This is a genomic window from Citrobacter sp. MGH104 (assembly GCF_001034485.1).
In the GTDB taxonomy this organism is placed as follows: Bacteria; Pseudomonadota; Gammaproteobacteria; order Enterobacterales; family Enterobacteriaceae; genus Citrobacter; species Citrobacter freundii.
In genome coordinates this window covers 3,332,102-3,355,200 of the sequence record NZ_KQ089818.1, presented here as the reverse complement: position 1 = coordinate 3,355,200, position 23,099 = coordinate 3,332,102, and the positions used below count along the sequence as shown (strand labels likewise).

The 23,099-nt window shown below is 51.2% G+C and carries 27 protein-coding genes; 7 read left to right on the top strand and 20 right to left on the bottom strand.

Annotation, left to right across the window (positions count from 1 at the left end):
• Positions 1-23 precede the first annotated feature (23 nt).
• The gene (locus tag SK34_RS15735; RefSeq protein WP_048219137.1) at positions 24-419 is read left to right on the top strand and encodes a lysozyme inhibitor LprI family protein; all 396 of its coding nucleotides are present in this window, start codon (positions 24-26) and stop codon (positions 417-419) included.
• On the opposite strand, the gene rutR is transcribed toward SK34_RS15735, so the two are convergent.
• From rutR to SK34_RS15720, 3 genes are all read right to left on the bottom strand, one after another.
• Positions 416-1,054: an HTH-type transcriptional regulator RutR gene (rutR, locus tag SK34_RS15730; protein ID WP_003036026.1), complete on the bottom strand. Its 639-nt coding sequence runs from the start codon at positions 1,052-1,054 to the stop codon at positions 416-418. The genes SK34_RS15735 and rutR overlap by 4 nt on opposite strands.
• A gap of 58 nt (positions 1,055-1,112) precedes the next feature.
• Entirely contained in the window at positions 1,113-2,027 is a 915-nt protein-coding gene (locus SK34_RS15725) for a DMT family transporter (protein WP_003036024.1), read from the bottom strand.
• Between the two features lie 161 nt (positions 2,028-2,188).
• Complete coding sequence (locus SK34_RS15720; RefSeq protein ID WP_003036022.1) at positions 2,189-2,362, bottom strand: con-10 family general stress protein; 174 nt, start codon at positions 2,360-2,362, stop codon at positions 2,189-2,191.
• Between the two features lie 386 nt (positions 2,363-2,748).
• Here SK34_RS15720 and wrbA point away from each other — a divergent pair, with 386 nt between their 5' ends.
• Together wrbA and SK34_RS15710 are read left to right on the top strand one after the other, a co-directional pair.
• On the top strand, positions 2,749-3,345 hold the full coding sequence (gene wrbA, locus SK34_RS15715) for an NAD(P)H:quinone oxidoreductase (protein WP_003832057.1): 597 nt from the start codon (positions 2,749-2,751) through the stop codon (positions 3,343-3,345).
• Between the two features lie 20 nt (positions 3,346-3,365).
• On the top strand, positions 3,366-3,593 hold the full coding sequence (locus SK34_RS15710; protein ID WP_003036015.1) for a YccJ family protein: 228 nt from the start codon (positions 3,366-3,368) through the stop codon (positions 3,591-3,593).
• A gap of 38 nt (positions 3,594-3,631) precedes the next feature.
• Here SK34_RS15710 and agp read toward each other — a convergent pair whose 3' ends face one another.
• The 17 genes from agp to SK34_RS15625 all read right to left on the bottom strand — a co-directional run bounded on the left by agp (position 3,632) and on the right by SK34_RS15625 (position 19,860).
• A complete protein-coding gene (agp, locus tag SK34_RS15705) occupies positions 3,632-4,873 on the bottom strand; it encodes a bifunctional glucose-1-phosphatase/inositol phosphatase (RefSeq protein ID WP_003836813.1) in 1,242 nt (413 codons plus the stop codon).
• A gap of 87 nt (positions 4,874-4,960) precedes the next feature.
• Positions 4,961-5,668 carry an ArsR/SmtB family transcription factor gene (locus tag SK34_RS15700; RefSeq protein ID WP_044700725.1) on the bottom strand — a complete coding sequence of 236 codons (708 nt, stop codon included), beginning with the start codon at positions 5,666-5,668 and terminating at the stop codon, positions 4,961-4,963.
• 69 nt (positions 5,669-5,737) lie between these two features.
• Positions 5,738-6,493 (bottom strand): sulfite exporter TauE/SafE family protein, encoded by a 756-nt coding sequence (locus SK34_RS15695; protein ID WP_048233423.1) that lies wholly within the window; start codon positions 6,491-6,493, stop codon positions 5,738-5,740.
• Positions 6,494-6,579: 86 nt separating this feature from the next.
• On the bottom strand, positions 6,580-7,068 hold the full coding sequence (locus tag SK34_RS15690) for a hypothetical protein (RefSeq protein WP_003036005.1): 489 nt from the start codon (positions 7,066-7,068) through the stop codon (positions 6,580-6,582).
• Positions 7,069-7,092: 24 nt separating this feature from the next.
• Positions 7,093-7,578 carry a TlpA family protein disulfide reductase gene (locus SK34_RS15685; RefSeq protein ID WP_003036003.1) on the bottom strand — a complete coding sequence of 162 codons (486 nt, stop codon included), beginning with the start codon at positions 7,576-7,578 and terminating at the stop codon, positions 7,093-7,095.
• Entirely contained in the window at positions 7,565-8,260 is a 696-nt protein-coding gene (locus SK34_RS15680) for an ABC transporter ATP-binding protein (protein ID WP_003836817.1), read from the bottom strand. The genes SK34_RS15685 and SK34_RS15680 overlap by 14 nt, the downstream gene beginning before the upstream one ends.
• 4 nt (positions 8,261-8,264) lie before the next feature.
• A complete protein-coding gene (locus SK34_RS15675) occupies positions 8,265-9,395 on the bottom strand; it encodes an ABC transporter permease (RefSeq protein WP_003836818.1) in 1,131 nt (376 codons plus the stop codon).
• Positions 9,385-10,668 (bottom strand): ABC transporter permease, encoded by a 1,284-nt coding sequence (locus tag SK34_RS15670; RefSeq protein WP_003836819.1) that lies wholly within the window; start codon positions 10,666-10,668, stop codon positions 9,385-9,387. The genes SK34_RS15675 and SK34_RS15670 overlap by 11 nt, the downstream gene beginning before the upstream one ends.
• A 2-nt stretch (positions 10,669-10,670) precedes the next feature.
• Positions 10,671-12,050, bottom strand: coding sequence for a Fe-S-containing protein (locus SK34_RS15665; RefSeq protein ID WP_016149897.1), 1,380 nt, complete (start codon positions 12,048-12,050; stop codon positions 10,671-10,673).
• Between the two features lie 200 nt (positions 12,051-12,250).
• Positions 12,251-12,778 (bottom strand): iron transporter, encoded by a 528-nt coding sequence (locus SK34_RS15660; RefSeq protein ID WP_003035987.1) that lies wholly within the window; start codon positions 12,776-12,778, stop codon positions 12,251-12,253.
• A gap of 29 nt (positions 12,779-12,807) precedes the next feature.
• On the bottom strand, positions 12,808-14,757 hold the full coding sequence (locus tag SK34_RS15655; protein ID WP_048233421.1) for an FTR1 family iron permease: 1,950 nt from the start codon (positions 14,755-14,757) through the stop codon (positions 12,808-12,810).
• 272 nt (positions 14,758-15,029) lie between these two features.
• A complete protein-coding gene (gene nqrC, locus SK34_RS15650) occupies positions 15,030-15,782 on the bottom strand; it encodes an NADH:ubiquinone reductase (Na(+)-transporting) subunit C (protein ID WP_003836822.1) in 753 nt (250 codons plus the stop codon).
• A 195-nt stretch (positions 15,783-15,977) separates the two neighbouring features.
• Positions 15,978-16,484 carry a protein disulfide oxidoreductase gene (locus SK34_RS15645; RefSeq protein ID WP_048233420.1) on the bottom strand — a complete coding sequence of 169 codons (507 nt, stop codon included), beginning with the start codon at positions 16,482-16,484 and terminating at the stop codon, positions 15,978-15,980.
• A complete protein-coding gene (locus SK34_RS15640; RefSeq protein ID WP_044712489.1) occupies positions 16,474-17,097 on the bottom strand; it encodes a DsbA family protein in 624 nt (207 codons plus the stop codon). The genes SK34_RS15645 and SK34_RS15640 overlap by 11 nt, the downstream gene beginning before the upstream one ends.
• Positions 17,094-18,974 carry a protein-disulfide reductase DsbD family protein gene (locus SK34_RS15635; RefSeq protein WP_048233417.1) on the bottom strand — a complete coding sequence of 627 codons (1,881 nt, stop codon included), beginning with the start codon at positions 18,972-18,974 and terminating at the stop codon, positions 17,094-17,096. Before SK34_RS15635 ends, SK34_RS15640 begins: the two co-directional genes overlap by 4 nt.
• A 48-nt stretch (positions 18,975-19,022) precedes the next feature.
• Positions 19,023-19,385, bottom strand: a complete 363-nt coding sequence (locus SK34_RS15630) for a hypothetical protein (RefSeq protein WP_044712491.1) — start codon at positions 19,383-19,385, stop codon at positions 19,023-19,025.
• Positions 19,386-19,455: 70 nt separating this feature from the next.
• Positions 19,456-19,860, bottom strand: a complete 405-nt coding sequence (locus SK34_RS15625; RefSeq protein WP_003846865.1) for a VOC family protein — start codon at positions 19,858-19,860, stop codon at positions 19,456-19,458.
• Between the two features lie 396 nt (positions 19,861-20,256).
• Between SK34_RS15625 and dsbA the strand changes: the two genes are divergently transcribed.
• From dsbA to SK34_RS15605, 4 genes are all read left to right on the top strand, one after another.
• Positions 20,257-20,880 carry a thiol:disulfide interchange protein DsbA gene (gene dsbA, locus SK34_RS15620; RefSeq protein WP_003035960.1) on the top strand — a complete coding sequence of 208 codons (624 nt, stop codon included), beginning with the start codon at positions 20,257-20,259 and terminating at the stop codon, positions 20,878-20,880.
• 193 nt (positions 20,881-21,073) lie between these two features.
• Positions 21,074-21,994: a curved DNA-binding protein gene (gene cbpA, locus SK34_RS15615; RefSeq protein ID WP_044712494.1), complete on the top strand. Its 921-nt coding sequence runs from the start codon at positions 21,074-21,076 to the stop codon at positions 21,992-21,994.
• Complete coding sequence (gene cbpM / locus SK34_RS15610; RefSeq protein WP_003836827.1) at positions 21,994-22,287, top strand: chaperone modulator CbpM; 294 nt, start codon at positions 21,994-21,996, stop codon at positions 22,285-22,287. Before cbpA ends, cbpM begins: the two co-directional genes overlap by 1 nt.
• A 121-nt stretch (positions 22,288-22,408) precedes the next feature.
• Positions 22,409-23,095, top strand: coding sequence for a Crp/Fnr family transcriptional regulator (locus SK34_RS15605; protein ID WP_044712495.1), 687 nt, complete (start codon positions 22,409-22,411; stop codon positions 23,093-23,095).
• The last annotated feature ends 4 nt before the right edge of the window (positions 23,096-23,099 follow it).

Sequence of the window (23,099 nt, the reverse complement as noted above, 5' to 3'; positions counted from 1 at the left end):
TTTTTATGAAGCCAGAGGGAAGCATGAAACGAATCGTACTGACATGTGTAGCGCTGCTGCTGAGCGGCCAGGCGCTGGCGGATGACTGCGCCAACGCGAACACGCAGATTGAGATGAACACCTGTGCGGCTGAGCAGTATAAGGCGGCCGACGCCAAACTTAATGAAACTTATCAGAATGCGCTGAAGCGCGCCGCTCCAACCCAGCGCGATTTACTGAAAAAAGCGCAAATATCCTGGATAACTTTGCGCGATGCGGACTGTGCATTACTCAGTTCTGGTACCGAAGGCGGTAGCGTTCAGGCGATGATTACCAGCCAGTGCCTGACGGATAAGACCAACGAGCGCGAAGCGTTTCTCGCCTCGCTCTTGCAGTGTGAAGAAGGCGATTTAAGCTGCCCGCTACCACCGGCCAGTTAACGCACGCGGATCCCTTCAATAATCATCCGCTGTACGCTCTCGACCGTTTGGTTAAAAAAGGCTTCATCACGCAGCGTTGCGCCTGTCACCGCCTCTACCTGTGGGGCAAAGTCGGCGTAGTGCTGAGTTGAAGCCCAAATCATAAAAATCAGATGATGCGGATCGACCGGAGCCAGTTTTCCGCTTTTGATCCAACCGGCAATCAGCGCGGATTTCTCATCAATTAGCGTTTTGAGATCCCCCTCCAATTCTGCCATCAATAAAGGTGCTCCGGCCAGCATCTCCATACAAAACAGCCGTGATGCCTGAGGGTAATCGCGCGACACTTCCAGCTTAAGGCGAATGTATTCTTTAATGGCCACCAGCGGCGCAAAGTCTTCGCGAAAAGCTTTCAATGGAGCCAGCCAGATGTCGAGGATCTGCCGTAAAACGGCAATATAAAGCACCTCTTTTGACGGGTAGTAATAAAGTAAATTGGTTTTTGACACGCCCGCCTGCTCTGCCACCTGCTCCAGGCGCGTGCCGTGGATCCCATATTGGGAGAAGATATTTAATGCCGCGGTTAATATGGCCTGGCGTTTTGCACTGACGGCCTGCGAACGCTTACCTGTTTTTTTCTCTGCGCGTTGGACCATGCGCCCTCTCCTTCTTGTGAGGACATCAGCATACCAAATCACGCGGTGAATGGTTAAATTAAAGCGATTCCGGAGGCGCCTCTTGCGGCTGCGCTTTTTTCTTTTTGAACTTCAGCTCGCTGACCAGCACGCCAACAATAATGAATGCCGCACCAAGCAATGCAAGTAGCGGTAAGCGTTCACCCGCCAGACGGCCAAAGATCCCCGCCCACACTGGCTCACCGGTATAAATAACCGTCGCGCGCGTCGGCGAAACGCTACGCTGCGCCCAGTTCATGGTGACCTGAATAATCGCGCTGAAAATCCCCAGCCCCAGCGCCACCACCAGCAATCCGGTAGACATTGGAGGTACGGTCTCTCCGGCTGGTCCCATCGCAATAAACGCCACTATCGAAGCCGTTGCCAGTTGCACTACCGTTACCCGCCGTACATCCACTTTTCCCGCCCACGCGCTAATCAGGATAATTTCTGCCGCAATCGCCACCGCACCGGCGAGCGTGATCCACTCGCCTTCGCCTAAAGCCAGTAAATTACCTCCCGGTCCGGCAAGAAAAATCAATCCGATAAAGGCCAGTACAATACCGACGCACGGCATCAGTCCAGGCATGCGCCCCAGACACAGCCATTGTAAAAGCGGTACCAACGGAACGTACATCGCGGTAATAAATGCCGATTTACTGCTGGGAATAAACTGTAGCCCCCAGGTTTGCAGGCTATAGCCCAGCGCAATGGCGATACCGATTGCAACCCCTGCTTTGACTTCCAGCCATGTCAGCTTATGCAGTGTGTGTAACGACAAAATCGCGACCGCCAGCGCGGCAGTGGCAAAACGCACACCAACAAAGAAAAAAGGCCCGCTCAGGGTAACGGCATATTGCACCGCCAGAAACGTGCCACCCCAGAACATGGTGATCACAATGAGGATCGCTTCCTGAGGTTTAACAGAAAAGGAATAACGAGAGAGTAATGACATGAGACACCCGATTAACTGAATGTCATTAGTCTGCGTTGCGTTTTGTTACAGTTCAACCTTGCAGACAAAAAAAACCGCCGGAAGGATCCGGCGGCGGTGGCTACGTAACGTCTGTCTCTGACGCTCAGGCGTCACGACATATCTGACAGATAGCCCGACAATTACGATTTGTTGTTGCCGTGACTATTTTTGCCCCCTTTTTTGCCTGCCTCTGAAGCGCGTTGCGGGTCATTCTTAAAGTTGCCCCCGCTGTGCTGGCCACCTTTTCGACCTGCTTCTGATGCTCTTTCGCGGTCTTCCGCAAAGTTGCCGGAACCGCCCCGATGGTTTGCCATTACTGACCTCCGTCATTGATTAGACATCATATTGCATAGGTACTGAGGAGTGATACCTCACGCAGCGTTACGGGCGGGGCCCTGAAAATAACTGCGTGGGATTAAGCATAGTGAAGCGTGGACTGGGCAGACGCTAACTGTAATATCCTGCAACAGGATCAGGAGTGCCAAAGAAATAATCACCCTAAGAAATCAATAAGTCTTTCTTATGACTACCGAATTCACTCCAGTTAAATATGTATCATTTTGCTACAAAGCAGGTTGTTATAAAAATTGTTATAAATCAAAGAAGTGATTGTGAAATTTGCACTCCTGACAGTACGTCATATCTTTAAAGGTAGGTAGCGAGTCGCTACGGACACGGTTAACTCGAGGAGTAGTGTAAAATGGCAAAAGTTCTGGTGCTTTATTATTCCATGTACGGACACATTGAAACTATGGCCCATGCAGTCGCAGAAGGCGCAAATAAGGTAGATGGCGCGGAAGTGATTATTAAGCGCGTACCAGAGACCATGCAGCCTGAGATTTTCCTTAAGGCTGGCGGCAAAACACAAAACGCACCAGTCGCAACCCCGCAAGAACTGGCTGATTACGACGCCATCATTTTTGGTACCCCCACGCGCTTTGGCAATATGTCCGGTCAGATGCGTACCTTCCTCGACCAGACTGGCGGGCTGTGGGCCTCTGGTGGTCTGTACGGCAAACTCGCCAGCGTATTCAGCTCAACGGGAACCGGCGGCGGTCAGGAACAAACCATTACCTCAACCTGGACTACGCTTGCCCACCATGGGATGGTGATTGTGCCTATCGGTTACGCGGCGCAAGAGCTGTTTGATGTCTCTCAAGTTCGCGGCGGTACCCCTTACGGTGCAACCACCATTGCCGGAGGCGACGGCTCCCGCCAGCCAAGTCAGGAAGAATTATCTATCGCCCGCTATCAGGGTGAATATGTCGCAGGTCTGGCAGTAAAACTCAACGGCTAATCTTCAACAGGAGGATTCGAATGCCAACTCAAGAAGCGAAAGCCCATCGCGTCGGCGAATGGGCAAGTCTGCGCAATACATCGCCGGAAATAGCCGAAGCCATTTTTGAAGTCGCACATTATGACGAGAAACTGGCGGAAAAAATTTGGGAAGAAGGTAGCGATGAGGTACTCATCAAAGCCTTTGAAAAAACAGACAAAGATTCGCTCTTTTGGGGTGAACAGACTATCGAACGTAAAAACGTCTAGCGCTCAGACTCCCCCGCGAACACGGGGGAGTTTTTCTTTTATTTAGCCGCCTCATTCAGCACGCTGTCGAACTTATCTATCGGGCAAAAACCATCCGCATCTATCGGACATCCTTTCAGCTCAAGCGTTACGCGCTGCGCTGGGGATTTCAGCGTCAGAACGTCTGCATTACGCAACTGCAGCGAGCTCTGATACACATACTCGATTTTCATCAGATCACGATTTGCGTTGCTGTCATGCCAGCGCTGAAAGACAATCTTCCCGCCAATCGGTGTACGCTCGTTCTGATCGTGAAGCTGGTATGGTTTGAAATCCAGCGCGGTGAGCAGCGAAGCGATGTTTGAGTCATGTCCCACCAGCACGGTTATTTTCGGTGCTTTCGCGCGTTCAGTAACCAGCGCATTATCAATATATTTCACCAGAGGTTTGGCGACGTTCTGCGCCACTTCCGGGGAGGTGAACAGGCTGTCCTGATAGCCATTTTTCAGCTTCGACAGAACCTTCCACTGCTGATCCGATTTAATCTCGCCCCAGGCAACCTTGTCCATCGGGAAGCCTTCGTAATACTGCAGCGTGAAGGCATCGACCAGCGAATTCCCCACCTTCAGAGGCCCCGATACGCCTGGCTCCTGCTGGTATTTCGCGCTGAACGTATCTTTGGCATCGGTCAGGGAACACTGCTGTTTTTCTTTACAGGATGGAGAGTCTTTGTAGTCGGTCATTTGCTCAAGCAACTGATAGCTATCGTTGAGCTGCATTTTACTACGCTCTTTCTCCATGGCCTGAACGGCCTGCTGGCTGAAGGTGGCGGAATCATCGGTGATCACCGGATTAAAGGTGGGATCCATGGTGCCCATTTTTTCCTGATGATGGACCGGAACATCGCAACCAGGGAAAGCGCCGGTGACAAAGAACTGCGCCGTAGCAACAGTGCGCTGCAGGCTGTTAGCATAGGTATAAACCGTATCCGGTGCCGGACATTCGCCCGATTTCACCATCCCCTGCTCTGCCAGCCACTCTCGCATGTAGTGACCCATATAGATTTCCAGCACACCGCCTTTGGTGGTGAGTTGTCCGCCGGGGACATCCCACTCTGGCCATTGCTTGGGGGTGGACTGTTCAAGAACGCTGCCATTATTGGCTAAAGGTGCACGTAAGTTATGCCGACTCATCATCAATACTTGTTGAAGCTGATACCCTTCCGGCGCGGTCTGCGCCTGCGCGGCGGTTGACAATAATACAGCCCCTGCCACGGCTGCGGCGATTAACGATTTATTCATCCCTACGACCTCTTGTTGTTATCAATCACAACAGAGTGTGACAGAAATATGACATATTTCCGGGAACGCTTTCGCAAAACAGACCATCTAGCGTGTCGTTTTAACACCAAACTCGGTTTCGAGTTTACGAATGCCAAGAGGTGTGAAGATGACGTGGCGGCTGCCCTGTTCGGTTTTTATCCATCGCTGTTCACTGAACCAGCGCAGCAGCGTTGCGCCAAGCACACCACCAGGATGATAACGTCGCTCGCTCCAGTCCAGACAACCGCAGGTTAACTTCCGCCGGGATGAACCCGCCGCCAGGACAATCCCCATCTGGGCCAGCTTTTCCCGTCCAAGTGACGTCAGCGTTTCGCCATCCGGCGTTAACCACTGACGGGAAACCAACGTATCAAACAACCTCACCGCGACCTCTCCGGCGAGATGGTCGTAGCAGGTGCGGGCATGCCGCAAACCTGGCGGCGTTGTGATTCTCCGGGGCGTTGATGCCGCCCACGCAACGCCCATCAGGCGTTCCAGCAGTTCAGCGATATCGGAACCTGCAAGGCGAAAATAACGATGTCTGCCCTGCGCAAGCGCCACAACAAAGCGTTGTTCGCACAGACGCGCCAGATGCGCGCTGGCGGTCGACGCGGATATATCCGCCACCGCGCTGAGCTCAGTTGCAGTCCAGGCGCGGCCATCCATCAGGGCGCACAGCATACGCGAGCGCGATTTATCGGCCATCACTGCCGCAGAGAGTGCCATTTTCGACTCCAGATCGCCCTCTTCTTCATGTAACATCACGGATGCCATAACGACCTCATTGCCCCTGAATCTTTGAATTAACGATGCCATGAAAGTCGCGCAAAGTCACCGAACCGGTCACATAGCACGCAGCATCATCTCTGTACCCAACCCGACCAGACAAAACAGAAAACAGCGTTTAAACACGAGCGGAGAAATAACCCTTCGCACACGGGTTCCTATCCACTGGCCAATAAGTGCAGGAACAATGGCCAAAGCCGACAAGCTTAAAGATTGTACGGGCAGCGCGTTGTGCCACCACAGACCCAGCGCCAATGCCAGGGTCGAAAAGGTAAAAGAGATCCCGAGCGCCTGTACCAGTTCATCTTTCTCAAAGCCCAGGGACTGGATCCAGGGTACGGCGGGTATCACAAACACCCCGGTTCCGCCGGTCAATAAGCCGGTCACAAATCCAATAACGAGGGAGTACGGTTTTTCACGCTGCGGGGCCACCGTGATTTTCTTTCCCGCCAGCGTCCAGATAGCGTAGGCCACCAGCGCCACGCCGAGCGCAAACTGAGTTCGGGTGGTGTCGCCCCCGGTAATCCAGGCGCTGGCAAGCAGAGTCGCCACTACCACTGTCAGCAGCATTGGCCACAGTCGTTTGAGCAATTGACGCGTATTTCCGCCTGCGCCAAACTGAAACAGATTACTGATCAGCGAAGGCAACAGCAGCATGGCCGCCGCCGCAACCGGTGAAATAAGCGATCCGAGGATCCCCATTGCCACGGTAGGTAACCCCATACCCGTAACGCCTTTCACCATCCCGGCGAGGACAAATGTGGCGGCAATCATCATCACCAGGGAGGATTCAAATGCGTATACATTGGCCATTCTTTATTTTCCCACAAAAAAAGATAAGCCAGATTAAACGCAACTATGAATACTTGCTTCGTCGGTTGACGAAATATGCCATTCAATTATTCGCAGATAATCACTTCGCTGCGGATATTGCGTGCACAATATAAGGTTCCATCTGTCAAATACAATTGATGAAAGCGCGTGTTATCTGGGATGTTGTGTAAAAGGGAACGCTCAGTATCAATGAACTCTCGTTGTATCCGATAATGAACCGCATCATCAGTTTCAAAGGAAACGTATTCCCGTTTGGTATATGGTTTACTTTTTAATTTCACATACACAATGTATTGCACCGTACTGAATGTCAGTCCAGTTTTTGCAGCAATCTCTTTCAGATTTAGTGGTTCAGAAGACGTATAGAGTGTTTGTACCTGTTCAATACGTTTTTGATTGTAGGCGGATACCCGCAGGCTGAGTTTCAGTCGATACGCCATATTGCGCACAACCGTAATATTAGTGTGAAGCATCCCCGCAATCTGCTCCGTCGTGAGAACGCCTGCGTTTTCACGCAGGACGGCCAGACTCTCTTTATTCCACCTGAATGCCATATAGTGTTTCTCTTTGTATCGCGTTCATCGGGCGGCCAGTCGCGCAAACGTTGCATCTAACTCAGGCGGTTTCCGCATCCCCTGGTGTAATTCCAGTACACGACCATCCCTGTCAATTAACACAGAGGTTGGCGTGCCGATGACCTGATAGCGCTCCTGGGAAATCTTAAGCTGATCGCGGAGTACCGGGTAAGAAACCTGATGTTTCGCCAGTAAGTCATCTATGTTAACCGTTGCCGGATCGGTATTCACAGCCACGACCACAACGTTATCGCCCCACTTTTTACTTAGCGCTTCCAGCGCGTCCATTTCGGCAAGACAGCCACCGCATCCCGCCGACCAAAAGTTTAGATAAATAGCCTTTCCACGCCAGCGCTCAAGCCCAGCCTTCCCCCCCTGCAGGTCGAATGTTGCCAGCGCCGGGGCTTGCTGCCCAACCACCAACTTCTCTTCTTTACATCCACTAATCAGAACCAAAATGGCGAAAGTTAATACGTTAATCCAGCGCATGTTGATTAGCCTCCTCACCGTGATATTTGCCATGCTGCAAACGGATAATACGATCGGCAAATAACCCCAGCGCCGGATTATGCGTCACCATCACAATCGTGCGCCCCTGCCGATGCAGGTCAGTGAGTAGATCCAACACCCGCTGTTCATTCTCTTCATCGAGGTTACCCGTAGGTTCATCGGCAAAAATCACCGGCGGCTCATTGACCAGCGCCCGGGCAATGCACACCCGTTGCTGCTCTCCCCCAGAAAGTTGACTCGGCAGGTGCGTTACTCGATGCCCAAGACCGACTTGTTCCAGAACCTTCCTGGCCGCCGCTTCATCTACCACGCTATGGTAGTGTTGCGCCAGCATGATATTCTCCAGCGCGGTTAAAAACGGGATCAGATGAAACTGCTGGAATACCAACCCTATTTTCTCAGCGCGAAAACGGCGACGCCCCTCTTCATCCAGTGCGGCAGCATCAATCCCATCTAAAAACACCTGACCTTCTGTCGCGGTGTCCAGGCAGGTCAGAATATTCATCAGTGTCGTTTTACCCGAACCAGAAGCGCCCATAATCGCGACAAACTCCCCCTGCACTATTTGCAGGTTGATGTCATCTAAGGCGGTAACATCGCCGAACCGTTTATATAAATGGCGGGTTTCAATCGCCATTGATGGGGTCTGCACAACGGACATGGCGTTACTCTCCTTTCAACACTTTTGCGGGTTCGATGCTAACCGCGCGACGGACCGGAACAATCGCCGCCAGAATGGCGACCAGTAAAGATAATGTCAGGGTGATGGGCAGCACTGGCCAGCGTAGCGATATTGCGGCATTGAATACAGTCAGTCCCAGTAGTTGGGCCAACATGTACCCTAAGATCCACCCACAAACCACTGCAGCCAGCGCGATAATGCAGGTTTCAAGGAGAATTTGCCGGACAATATCACCGTTGCTGGCCCCCAACGCTTTTTGCAGCGCAAATTCCCTTGCCCGCTCACCCACAATGGCCATCAACGTGGTATTCACACACAAAGATGACAGCGCAAGGATCACAACCGATACCAGCCCCATTAACCCTTTTATTTTATCCAGTACCTGTCCTTCTGATGCGGAGACTTTCCGTATTGGACGGATCTCCAGATCCGGGTATTGAGCCTGCAATCGGCTGGCATAGTTTTCCACCTGACCGACATCGTTACTGACACTCAGCAGCCCATGGCTGATTTTATCGGGCTGATGCAACCACGCCTGCGCCACTTCAAGACTCACAATTAGCATGTTATCTGTCGCATCACCGGCTTCAACAATGCCTTTTATCTGTAAGTTTTTGCGCTGATTGTGATCCACCAGGATGATGTTATCGCCCGGTTGGACGTTAAGACGCTCAGCCAATTTGATGCCAATCATCGCATTGCGATCGTCAAAGCTGACACCAATCCAATTCCCCTGAACCTGCCAGTACGGCACCAGCTTTTGCAAGGATTCAAACCACACGCCGACAATCACCACCTTCTCCAGCTCGGTACGCGCCATACCGTAAAGCCAAGGACTGGCTCCGTGAACCAGGCCTTGCGGTGCCTGATCTAAAATAGTCTGCAACGCTTGCTGCGGCATGCCGGAGCCATGGCCTGGCCCGATGTAGAAATTTGCGCCAAAGGTCCGCAATTCTTCACTCATTTTGGTATTGATGTCGAACCACACCGCAGATAGCGCGGTCACAATGGTCGCCCCGACCATCAATGCGGCAAATACTACGCTAACTCGCTGAAAACGCAGACGCAGTGCCCGCCATACCAGCAACCAGAGCATCGTACGTTTAGCGGCCATACAGCACCTCCACAGGATACAGGCGGGCAATACGGCGGGCCGGGAACCAGGTGCCAATCAGGGCAATCAGGACCGCAATAACCAATACACATGGCACCACAATCCAGGCAAAATTCAATGGCGCATCAAATAGCATCAGGCCAATCGCTTTCGCCATTCCCCATCCAGCAACACATCCCAATGCCCCTCCGGCCAGTCCACTGGACGCGGCTTCAAGATAGAACAACAGCATGATTTGCCACTGATGCGCGCCAAGCGCCTTCATCAGGCCGATCTCTTTAGCGCGTTCCATAATGGTGCTGGTCATAAGTGACGCAATTCCCATAGCCGAAGCTGCCAGTGCTGCGACGGTCACTACGGCCATCAGCAACTGAATTTTATCGATTACAACCCCCTCAGATGCAGCAACCTGCCACACAGGGCGAACTTCTGCACCGGAAATAGCCTCCTCCAGTTGATGAGCAATGGACGAGACATAGGCAGTGCAGTACCAAAGGTCGTACTCTTCAGCATTCAGTGCATCGAGATTTTCACGCGCCCGACGCGACAATTCATTTTCCGGCACCGTCAGCGCTGAGACACGAATGGCCTGTACTTTGCCGGGTAAATCCAGCAACGTTTGCGCCGTGCTCAACGGCATAACCAGTTGGTTATCCTCGTCCCCGCCGCTGGAGAGAATGCCGCTGACGGCCACATTCAACGTTGTATTGCTGGTACGGATCACCAGTTTATCGCCTGGCTTCCAGCCCGTTTGTCGTGCCAACGCATGCCCTACCAGTGTTTGAGGAGCATCACCAGCAGGCTCTTGCGGCCAGTGGCCTGTCACTTGCCAGAACGGGCTTACCGTTTTTTGCCCCGTCTCAAACCCTTCTTCATCTGGAATATCTACCGGTTGGCTGAAGAAGGTGCCGAGAATACGTACTTCTTTGCCGTTAACGTCGACATCACCGCCAAGCATAGGGGCAAAGCCGACAATGTTGTTGCGCCAGAAGATATCCTTAATGTTGGGGAGTTCCGCTTCATCAAGGAAATCCTGTCCTGATAGTGGATTACTGTTTTCACTGAAAAGTGCAGGAAGCGCCGCCTGTCCGGCAGGTTCAATCAAAATATTGGCACCATAGGACTTCAATTCTCTGGACATTTTATCGCCAATATCAATCGACACCGCCAGCAGGGCGGAGATAAGGCTGGACGCAAGAAAGACGGTCATAATAGCCAGCCCCTTGCGTCGGAGATTACGCCCCCAGGATTGTCGTAACATTCTCCACAGCATTGTTACTCCTCCCTCAATTCAGCAGGGACGAACTGTTCCGGGGTTTTACGGAAGCGATCGTAATTGGCCTCGGACGAAAAAAACCAGGTTTTGCCACCATAGCTGTATTTGTAGTCAGCAGAAGTATTGGTCAATGTGGAACCATCAACCGGGTCGGTCACCTTGATGGTCATGACCGTCGAGAAGTAATTCACGCCAGCAGCCAGCTCTTTACCTGGGATCACCAGCTCTTTCTCATCATTACGCCAGTTTTCAATTGGCACAGGATTGCAACCACCAGGTTTACCAATCGAAGGAATGAAAATGTGTACCCCGCATGCCACGCAGATAACCTGATTACCTTCCATCACGTAACCCTGATCGCCGCACAGTAGACAGGCATCAAAAACTACCCCCAAACGCAACTTGTCGGGATAACGGTTAATCACGAAAAAACGTACCGCTTTACCATCATCAGCCACCCAAACAAAGCGGTGCAGCTTGCCATCACGGAGTCGTTCTATTGGCAGATGAACCATGCCATCACTGGCAAGTTGTACCGGAATGGCTTCTGACAACTGCGGCGGTTGAGAGGCGACTTTTTCCCACCACAGTTGTCCGGCGATCACCACCACCGCACAACCTAGCGTGACCAGCCAAAGACGAAACGCATTTCGACGATGCGCCAGCGCCAGTCGATAAGCAATCGGCTCATCGGCTTTACGCGTCTGGCGGAACGCGCATAACAACGCCGGTACCCAGCACAGTGCCAGAGCAAGTAATAGGGCGGCCCCCAACCAGTTATACATCGCCGCGTTGTTTGTCACTTTGGCCACGAAACTCAATAGCGATTTCGCCAGCGGTAGCACCTGCAGTTTCATTAGCAGTAGCAACAAATTACCGCTTAATGGCAGCCAAATCATGACCATCAGAATCAGCGTCAACGGCCAGTAGAGTCCACGAATACGACGCAACAGCATGGCGCTCAGTACCCCAACCAGGCAGAGGATCGCAAATGCCAATAGCATTGCCGTCAGATTCAACAGCAGATCGGTATTTAGCACATGGGTGCTGGTTAATCCGCCGAGATTGGGATCCAAAGCCCAATGTCGGGCTGCGCCAAACACCAAAATCCCCTGCCACAGGTAGCGAATGCGCTTTGATACCCACCAGAAGCTCAACACAAACAGCAGCGTAATCATCACTTCTGTGCCAACCAGCAACAATTGCACTGGCTGCGAGCCACGGAGGGTCAGTCCCACCAGCACGCCAACGATTAAACCTGTGAGTAAGGTCCAGACGAGTGGGCGCAAAGAAGGGGGATCGATGCGACTCCAGAGAACCCCGGAGAGCAGCGCAATGCAGAAAAAAACCTGTAGCGTCGTGACAAAAAAATAACTCATAACATCGACTCTGTACGGCGGATTGAATGATGTAACTATCCAGGTACATCGATAATTTAGAGCCAGCCCATCAGGGGGATAAGTTCGCGGTCAGTTAAGACATGAGCAGCGCAAAACAAATCGTGGGTACACTTCGTACGTAAGATTGTGAGCACTGCCCGGTCCAAAATGGCAAATCAAGCAGCCTGATGGAAAAGCGCTTAGTTCAGGCCGACGTATTTAAATTCATAACTCACGTCAAATGGTTTCCACCAACGACCAACGCCGGTCTCACTGTCTGTATGACGGTGCATACCTGCTTTTGACGGCGGTTCGATGTGATAGGTCACTTTATAGTTACCCACCCCCATCATTTTGATGTTCGCACCGTAATGAGGGCCATCGCTGGCAACCATCGGCATGAACGTACCTTCTTGTTTTTCACCCGTATCACTGTTAATCAAGGTGTAACTGATAGTCAGATAAGGGATCCACTCGCCTGCGCCAAAACCATTTTTACTGCCTTCCACGGCATGAATATCCGCCTCAAGGTGAATATCGGCTTTTGCTGCCGGTAATCCCATGCCACGCGGTTCCATATCGATTGGCTGCAGGTAAACAGCGGCCAGTTCCATCTCATTCATGGTGACAGGCTCACCTGCCGGATACTCCTTAAAGGCAAACGCTGCCGGAGCAGTGAAAATACCGGCCATCACTGCACTGGCAATCAGGGTTTTCTTCATGGTCATCAGACATATCCTCTCGTCTCAAATAACAGCTATAGATTAGTTTTTATCGTTTCCCCAGGAACAGTGCTTTTCCTCCGCATCACCCACAGCGCCGCCAGCGCCGCAAGTAGCAATATGGCCTGCGGTAATAACGTTTCCACGTAGGGATAAATTCCCAACCAACTGATTTCGGGGAAGCCGTTAATCAACGTTGGCTGGAACAGCTTGCCTTCCACCAGTTCCAGAACCCCTTTGCCCGCAAATACAAAGGCCATCAGGTACATAAAACTGCCGGTAAACATAAAGAACGGCTTCAAAGGCAGGCGTACAACCGAGTAGCGCATAATGAGCCAGGCGACCAGCAGAACAACACAGCCGATAACAAAACCTGCCGCAATCGCCATATGCCCAGAAATATCATTCGCATCCCCGATCAGGGCGTAGTAAAACAGCACGGTCTCCGCCCCTTCGCGGTAAACCGCCAGGAAACTGGTAAGCCACAATCCAACCAGTGAACCACGGGAAAGTGAGTGGGACAGTTTCCCTTCCAGCCATGCTTTCCAGTGGCGAGCCTCGACTTTAGACAGTAACCAGTAGCTCATGAAGAACAGCATGACGACGGCAATCAGCATCGTTACGCCTTCCAGCAGTTCTCGGCTGGCGCCGGAATTCGTGAACAGGAGTTGGAATATCACAGCGGTAATGACGCTGGCGAATAATGCAACAATCACCGACTGGCGAATTAACGGAAGCTTATCCTGGTGATTGTTTTTCACCATATAAGCCACGATGGCCGCCACAATAAGCAGGGCCTCCAGTCCTTCGCGGACAATGATCATCAGGCTGTAGAGCAGCAGGCTCCACTGGGTTTCTTCTCCTTCTCCCAACATCACCACCGCTTTTTGTAAATCCTGCTCCAGTGCGCTGGCTTCGGCGTTGAGTCTTTCCACTGGCTGACCCGCTTTCATCAGACTAACCAGACGCGTGAAGTAAGCCTCCAGCGAGGTTTTAAACGCCGAATCGCGAGAACCGATTTTGTTTTCCATACCGCTAGCTTCAAAGCGGTCAAAATAACTGTCTTGCACATCCAGAATGGCATTCTTCGCATCGCCCTCCTGGTAACGGGCAATCGCTTTCTGAATACTTTGATGGATACCCAACGAGACGGCAGCCCAGTCTGCGCGGGCTATATCATCCTGTGCCGTGGGCGTATTCCCCGTATTTTGCACCGCCGTGACCTGCTGTTCGTCACGGGTAGTAGGCAAACCAGGCAGAAGATCCTCAATATCCTGTAACAACGTAGTGACCTGATAAGAGACATTATTAAGGCGATCTGGCTCTGCGGTGAGCGCAATCAACGCAGAAAATTGCTGGTTAATCGCAGCAGCGTCTTTTGCCGATCGATTCTGTCTGACCGACATTTCCATCTCTGAGTTTTTAAAACCCTGATAGTGCGCTTGTTGAACGTTTTGGCTGGCTACGCTTAAATTCCCGGCCTGATAGTTATTTACTGCCTGGGCCAACAAATCGTCGATAACGCGAAAACTCTCTTGCCAGTGTACGGCGATATCTGTCCTGGAAAACGTATTGTGCTGCTCTTCGGCAACCAGGCGATGTCCGCCATCTAACACAGGTTCAACTTCGCGCAGCGAGGCTTTGAGCCAGTCGATTTTAGACTGCACGTCAGAGAGCGATTTTTTTGCGCCAATCATGCGACGGATCTCACCAAAAGCGCTTTCCATTTCATAACTTTTGCTGGCGGAAATGTTGATTCGAATAGGACCTTCAAGGTTTTCAAATACCTCAAAGTAGGCCATTTGCACCGTTCGCCGCGCTTCATCAGTTTGTTGCTGAGAGTAAAGTTCTGCTGTTTTATCAAGACGTTGCTCAATATCCTCAATGAATGAAGCATAGTTTGTTGCGGCCCATACATGAAGGCTTACAAGCAAGCTACACAAAGTGGTCAGCAGGAAAACACAGAACTTACGCACGGTACGCATCCCGTAAAATACAAATGATAATTATTATCATTATCGATTTTAGCTTGCGTTGTACATGACCTGGATCATAAAAATGTCAACGGGTAACAAGTTATGTAAATTTATCTCATGAAAATGTGATGAATACGAAACTGAGACATTTGGGATTGATTAGTGATGCCGTCAATACAGGAGAATTTATCGGTGATATGGAATAGAGTTGCCCCATACTCACTGACGCAAATGAGGCCAACAGTGAGTATGAAGATAAACGTTATTTAAGACAAAAGTGATCAGGGAACTATTATATCAGGACCACGAGTAATCCGTTGCAAAAAACGGCCGTAACCCTGTTCGCCTGTCCAGTAGTTGATGCTTCTCTCAACCCCATTCGATGTCAGGGTCGCGCCAGAAATACCATCCACTGTATATTCATCGATATTCTCTGGTTTCTCCTGAGTTATTCTTAGCGCTGGCATCAAGTTATTATCAACCACTTTTTTACCCGGCCATTGCTTGCGCCAACTTTCATCTTCCACTCTGGCTCCCAAAAAAGGAGTTTCCCGCTGCTGATAGTAATACAGGTTTTTAACCGTACGTCCGTCTGGGTCAAGAGCCAGAAAGGCATACATCATTGACTTCGCACCCTCACCGAAAACAGGGAGTATAATTTGTTGAATTTTATTACTTTTATCTTTTACAAGATATACATCTGCAATAGTACAGCGCTGATGGATCTTCGCGGGATCATGTTCCGGAGCGAGTTTTTTACATCCCTGCGTCTGGACGTCATCAGCTACCCATTCACCGGAATCCAGATTAACCTTACGCGCTAGAATATAACGTTGATACAAATTTTTAATTGTTTTTTTATCGTGCTCATCTGATTTCAACAGGCCTGAAGCATGCAGAATGGCGGCATATTTCTCTTCACTGGTAGGTTCAGTGAGTTCCCCCTGATACATCATAAACCAGACAATAGCAGCAATAAAAATAAGGATACAAAAAAACATCATTGATATAACAATAACTTTACCCTTGCGCATTATTCTATAATCCCTGCGAGAAATAAGATATTTAAAACATCATCAGATATGCCATTATCCTTGTGAATTTGCAACTACAGAAAAAAATCAAAAATATATAACTATTAGTGTGTAGCTTTAGGATCAAATATCATAACAACATGTTTTTCTTACCTTTTTATCGTAAAAGAATGCCGGGTTCCCCCGGCACAAATATCAGAATATTTTCGCCCACCACAGCCGAAGTTTCATGCCCCAGTAGCTGGTCCAGCCGCTGGTGGTTGATACCATCCGACCTTCTGACATCACCACCAACGTGGGCGTGACGCTAATCGCCCAACTGTGGGAAATAGCCCCATTCGCATCATTGATGACCGGAAATTCCACGCCTTTACGCAACAGCCAGCGAGATACCTCAGCTTCATTTCCGGAGCGTAACGCAATGGTCATCACATTTTCCCCTTCCGAGCGCAGCCTGGCGACTTCCGGCGTTGTGAAGCGGCATACGCCGCACCAGCTCGCCCAGAAATAAAGCAACACTGGCTCGTCTTTGCTGAGCGCCGCCAGCGTGACGGTTTCACCATCCAACGTTTGTAAAGGCGTACTGTCAAAAGAGGCAGGGAGCTGCGGCGCGCGCCAGGCATCCATCAGCAGCATCGCCCCCGCCAACAGAGCCAGTAAGATCAGCCCTTCGCGCAGCCAGCGGCGCAGTTTACTGAGCATTGGCCGCCGCCAGTTTTTCTTTTACCACTTCCTCAAGCGTTTCCCACGGCACCGCACCGGGAATAAGTTCATCGCCAATGATCGTTGCGGGGGTTCCCTGTACACCCACCAGTCGCGCCAGTTGCAGGTTAGTGCTCAGCGTTTCAGCACTTTGGGCGTCCAGCGTCACCGGACTGGCCCCCGCTTTTTCCTGCGCCTGTTTGATACTGACATCTGTATGGTAGCCCTTCTTCTGCATCAGTTTTTCATGTAGCGCCAGAAACTGCTGCGGATGCTCATGCCATGTCGTCAGCACGGTCCGCGCCGCCAGTTCCGAGCTTTCACCTTTAAACGGCAACGGTTTGATCACTACCGCCACGTCAGGATATTTCTGCACAATTTTTTCCAGCATTGGATCCAACTGCTTGCAGTATGGGCAGTTGTAATCGGTGAAGTTTATCAGGGTCAGTTTTGCCTGCTTTGAGCCAATCCTCGGGCTGTTGGGATCGTTAAACAGGGCTTCCTGAATTAATGCTTCAATTTGCTTTTCCTGTTCCGGGGTAAACGGCGCAGGTTCTTTCGCGATACTGACGGCAGAAAACAGGGTTAACAGCAGAACAATCATCATCTTCATGGGGTAACTCCTTTGGCATCGTTCAACGTTTGCAGTACCGCATCGCGGGTTAACAACGTGGGTAACACCTGGCCTTCCGGCAGACCGGGGCCATAAATTTGGTTATACGGCACAGCAACCTGGCCGCGTTTTTTTAGAAATTCGGTAATGACTTCAGAAGGGAGTGTCCAGTCGCCGCGCAGCGCCACCACATCCGGCTGTTGCAATGCGGCCTGTACGTCATCTTTATGCAAGACGTTGAACTTGTTTACCTTACAGGTGATGCACCAGTCTGCTGTGACGTCAATGAACACGCGCTTATGTTGCGCCAGCGCATCCTCAATAGCTTGCTCGCTTAGCGGTTGCCAGTTCACGCTCTCTTTGCCGGTGCTTTGCCCTACGAACCCGAAATGCGGGAGCAGCAACGTCGCAAGCCAGATAGCGGAACCCAGCATCATCACGCCGAGCAGACGCCGCAACATATTCATCCAGCGTCCTGGCCGCGGCAAACGCAGCGCCAGACCGGGACGCAGAGCCACCAGCAGCCACGGTAAGCTCATTCCCAGCCCAAGTGCGATAAACAATCCCCACAATGTCGGCAGCGAAGCGGTCAATGCCACCGCCACCGCCGTTCCAAGGAACGGGGCACTGCACGGCGTAGCAAGCAGCGTCGCAAATGCACCTTGCCAGAAATGTCCCGACAGACCGTTGCCGCCGTGAGTCGCCAGCGTGGTAGTCATCGCAGAAGGGAGTCGGAATTCAAACCACCCGAACAGGCTGGCGCTGAACGTCAGCATCACCAGTACCATCACGCCAATGAACCATGGATTCTGAAACTGGATCCCCCAGCCAAGCGCCTGATTGGTTAAACGCAGCACCGTCATCAATAGAGCCAGAGCCATAAATGAGACAAGTATTCCGGCTACCGATGCGAGGAACTGACGACGGACCTGGCGACGACTTTTTTCCTCGACCAGCAAAATCGAGCCCAGCTTCATGCCCAGAACCGGTAACACACAGGGCATCAGATTGAGGATCAAACCGCCCAGCAGCGCCATTAGCACCACTTGCCACAGTGGGAGTGAGGCGTTCTCAACAACCGGGGCTTCGCCAATCGCAAGACGACTTTCCTGGGCAACACCGTTATCTGCCAGCACCAGGGTGACTGACTTACCACGCAGATCCGGCGCGCCTTCTCCCCAACCGTCATGTACAGGTACCGTGGCGCGTAATGTCTCCCCCTCAACATGGATTTGCGGCATGCCAAAATCCGCATCATCAACAGCATCCAGATACAGCCCTGGTGCAGTCCAGCCTCCCGCACGGTGAGCCTCGACGACTAACTCTCCCGCCCGTGCACCGGCGCTCAGAGCATCGGTCAGGCCGCTGGCAAGTGGGATCTGTCCCATCGCCTGAGCATAGTCATGTGCAAAAGTCGGGTCCTGGGCTGTGGCCGTCACGGAAAAAGGAAAATCCGTCAACAGGCAAACGTTGCTACAGGTGGATAGCGTCAAAACGCCGCTGAGCGTGGCGGGCGCTCTACCGCGCACCACCATCGGGAACGTCACCTTATCGTGATACCCCTGGGTAGTAATATTGGCGACCTCAAAACGAGCAGGGGTTGGCCAGAACCAGTCGACCGCAGGCATTTCCTCTTTCCAGGCGATAGCAGGCGCAACGCCCCCCTCGCCCGGAGAACGCCAGTAGGTTTTCCAGCCGTCCTCCAGTTTGACATCCAACAACAGACGGGTTTCACCGCCAGCGGACGTATCAGCGCGTAACCGCACGCTGGCGTGATCGTTATCGGGTGAACGCAGCCAGCCGGGTTCAGCCGCCCAGGATACGGGCAGCCATAGCAATAACAGACAGAGCAGCGTCTGCCTGAAAACAGTCATCATAGTTTTTCTCCGTGAATAATTATCTAACAGTCAGCAACGGCTGTTCTGTCATTCACGGAAGACGCAAAATCGGAGATGCACCCGGAGAGTGGGCGGCGAGATGGCTCGCGGTGGGAAAAAAGGTAGACGAAACGCCCGCACTGGCGCCAGCAACGACAGCAGCAGGCACAGCACCAGAATAGCACCTTCAAACAGTACGGGTGGCGCAGCCAGTAATGACTTCGCGCTCAGTTCACAAGGGGTAACGGGTGAGGTTTCATCGGTCTGCACTTGTGCGCTGGCGACAACGCTTATAACGGCGGTATCCATCTGCAACGCGTGCAGGCCCGCCATGCGTTGTGCGGTGCAAACCATCACCACAACACATGCCAGACAGAGGAACAACCATCCCATCCGTTGACGTTTCGCCATTATACCCTCACTCATTGATGCGAGTTATCTTAACCACTCGCCGGTTTTTGGCAACCTTTACGCTGTAAAGTTATGTCCTTCCATCTGCTGGATATACCGCGATTTCAATCAGATTGAGATCGGGATCCCTGACATAAACCGAGCGAATCGGTCCTGTCGCGCCGGTTCGTGCAACGGGCCCTTCAATAATCTCAACTCCGTGGGTTTGAAACGTCTCTGTCACCTCTTCCAGGGTACGCGTGGTGATAAAACACAAATCCAGCGCCCCCGGCGTTGGCGCGTAGGCTTTAGGTTCAAACTCTTTTCCCCGAATATGGAGATTGATTTTCTGATTGCCAAAGACGAAGGCTTTCCGACCTTGTGCGAAAGTTTCCAACCTCATGCCTAAAAGCTCGACATAAAAACGAACGCAAGCCTCTTCATGATTGGTGGTTAGTACCAGGTGATCCAGGTGGTCGATCATAGTGATATCCATTTGGGTTGCTCATCTCTGACACTTACCCTATTCATTCACGCGCGACAAGAAAAAGACAATCTACAGGGGTATTTGCAGAACTTAGCGAAACACCTTGCCATTCACGCTTTAAAGGCGAAATGATAATTAATCATATTTTCGTCTTTGTTTATTACACTATAACATTGCTAAAAACACCCCTAAAAATATCACGGAAGTTATTATTCACTATTTACGAAGAATGCCAGAGAATATTTCAATGTCAGCACACAAATAATGCCCACCACGTACTGATGCGTAAATGAAAGTAAGGGTCAGCGCATTTTCAGGGGATTTCCTTATTATATCCATACGCAATGAATAACGTATTCATTAGCAGATAATTTGTTTATCAAATGTTATTTAGAGTATATGGAAATGAAAAAATATTTATTACCCCTGATTGGGTTACTTTTTACAGTTAGCGCTCAGGCAGCATCATTTACCGACGGTAAAGAGTATATCACCCTGGAAAAACCCGTCGCTTCCGCCCCAGCTGCGCTGAAGTTTTTCTCATTTTACTGTCCTTCCTGTTATCAGTACGATGAAGTTTTTGAAATCACGGATAACGTGAAAAAAGTACTGCCTGCTGATGTCAAACTCACCGAATACCACGTCGACTTTTTAGGTCCGCTGGGGCAAGACATGACGCACGCCTGGTCCGTCGCCATGCTGTTAAACGTACAAGATAAAGTTAAACCGTTGCTTTTTGATGCCGTTCAGAAAAAACAAACCGTTAAAACAGCGGATGATATTCGTAACGTATTTATCAGCGCGGGCGTCAGCGCCAGTGATTATGATGCCGCCTGGAACAGTTTTGCCGTGAAATCCCTGACCGCAAAACAACAAGAAATGGCTAAAGCGGTAGATTTAACCGGTGTGCCCGCCATTTTTATCAACGGTAAATATATGATCAATCCAAAAGGACTGAAATCTGACGACCTAAACTCTTTTGTGAAGAGCTACGCGGATACGGTTCGCTATCTGATCACCAAATCCTGACATTTCGCTAATCTCACTTTTCGCACCACACAACAGTCAAAAGCGCTGTTGGTGGTGCGCAATCACATCATTTAGACCAATATCCTTTCTTCCCGGTTGGCATTCGCCGTTATCAGGATTACCCTAAACTTAGCGGTGTTACCTGTTGTCGGGGTACACCTTCTTCAAGTGTTGATTTACACGAGAGAACGCTATGGAATTAAAGGATTATTACGCCATTATGGGCGTGAAACCGACAGACGATCTCAAGACAATCAAGACCGCCTATCGTCGACTCGCCCGTAAATACCATCCTGATGTCAGCAAAGAGACTGACGCTGAGGCCCGGTTTAAAGAGGTTGCTGAAGCCTGGGAAGTCCTGAGTGATGAACAGCGACGTGCCGAGTACGACCAACTGTGGCAGCATCGCAACGACCCTCAGTTCAGCCGTCAATTCCAGCAAGGAGAGGGGCAAAGCTACAGCGCCGAAGATTTCGACGATATCTTCTCCTCCATTTTTGGTCAGCGTGCGCACCAGTCGCACCAGCGCCCTGCCAGCCGCGGGCATGACATCGAAATAGAAGTTGCCGTCTTCCTCGAAGAAACGCTTACTGAGCATAGCCGCACTATCAGTTACAACCTGCCAGTCTACAATGCGTTTGGCATGGTAGAACGAGAAATTCCTAAAACACTGAACGTGAAAATTCCGGCTGGCGTCGGTAACGGCCAGCGTATCCGTCTGAAAGGTCAGGGTACGCCCGGCGAAAACGGTGGGCCGAACGGTGATTTGTGGCTGGTGATTCATATTGCGCCGCATCCGCTGTTCGATATCGTTAATCAGGATCTGGAAGTTGTCGTTCCTCTGGCGCCGTGGGAAGCTGCGCTGGGTGCGAAAGTAACCGTTCCGACGCTGAAAGAGAGCATCCTGCTGACCATTCCTGCAGGCAGCCAGGCCGGTCAGCGGTTACGCATTAAAGGCAAGGGTCTGGTAAGTAAAAAACATACCGGCGATTTGTATGCGGTGATCAAGATCGTCATGCCACCGAAACCTGACGACACCAGTGCCGCCCTGTGGCAACAACTGGCGGATGCACAAAAGACCTTTGATCCGCGCAAAGAGTGGGGGAAAGCATAATGGCTAACGTTACCGTCACTTTTACCATTACCGAATTTTGTCTGTACACCGGTGTGTCAGAAGAAGAACTGCATGAGGTTGTCGGCTTAGGGGTGATAGAACCCCATGAAGACGAGACGTTTGACGATCATGCGCTGACCGTAATGCGTCGCGCGATGCGCCTGCGTCAGGAGCTGGAACTTGACTGGCCAGGGATTGCCGTTGCATTGACGTTGCTGGAAGAGAACGCTCAGTTACGTCAGGAAAATCGCCTGCTGCGCCAGCGATTGTCCCGTTTTATCAGCCATCCTTAGTGCGTCAGGGCCAGCATGGTGCTGGCCCTTTTATTGTCCGCCCCGCGCTCTTAATGACATTAAGCAGTAGATAGCATACAGTCAGAGATAAGAATTATCTCAAACAATAAGACGTTGAGCCATGCAGCTTAAGCCCCTCACAAAAGGTCGTTTTCACAATATCTGGCAGCAAGATGATGCCTTAATTGAGAAGATATTCCAGGAACTGCTCTCTGAAACGCAGATGATCCACGAAGATGAGTATCTCTATCGCCAGGGACAAGTAGTCGATCGACTTATCATGGTGCAATCAGGCAGAATTTCCCTGCGTTACAGCGCGGAAAATGGTCGCCGTTTTCAGTTGGGCGCAATGGAATGTGATGAGCAACTATTTGGTGAAATGGAGTTTTTTACCGGGTATCGCTGCCAGCTTGATATCGTGGCCGAAGAGCCGTTGACCGTGGCGGTGTGCAGCTGTGATCGTCTTGAAGAAGCGCTAAACCAGCACCCGAGACTGGCGATATTTTTTGCCAGTGCGATGGCGATTGATTATCAGGATATGCTGGAAATCTTCCTGCACCGGATGCTCTACCCTATCGTTCATAACGTGGCGTATGATCTGTATCGCCAGCATCAGAACAAACAGCCGATGGATGGTTTCCATAAAAAATACCAGGAAGCAGAACGGTTCGGCACCACCGATCGGGTCTATCGGCGGGCGGTTAAAGCCCTGACGGATGCCGGACTGGTAACGCGCACGAAGCAAGGACTGGAAATTAAGGATCTGGATGGGCTGCGTAATTTCCTCGGCAATGACATCATTGACTGACACA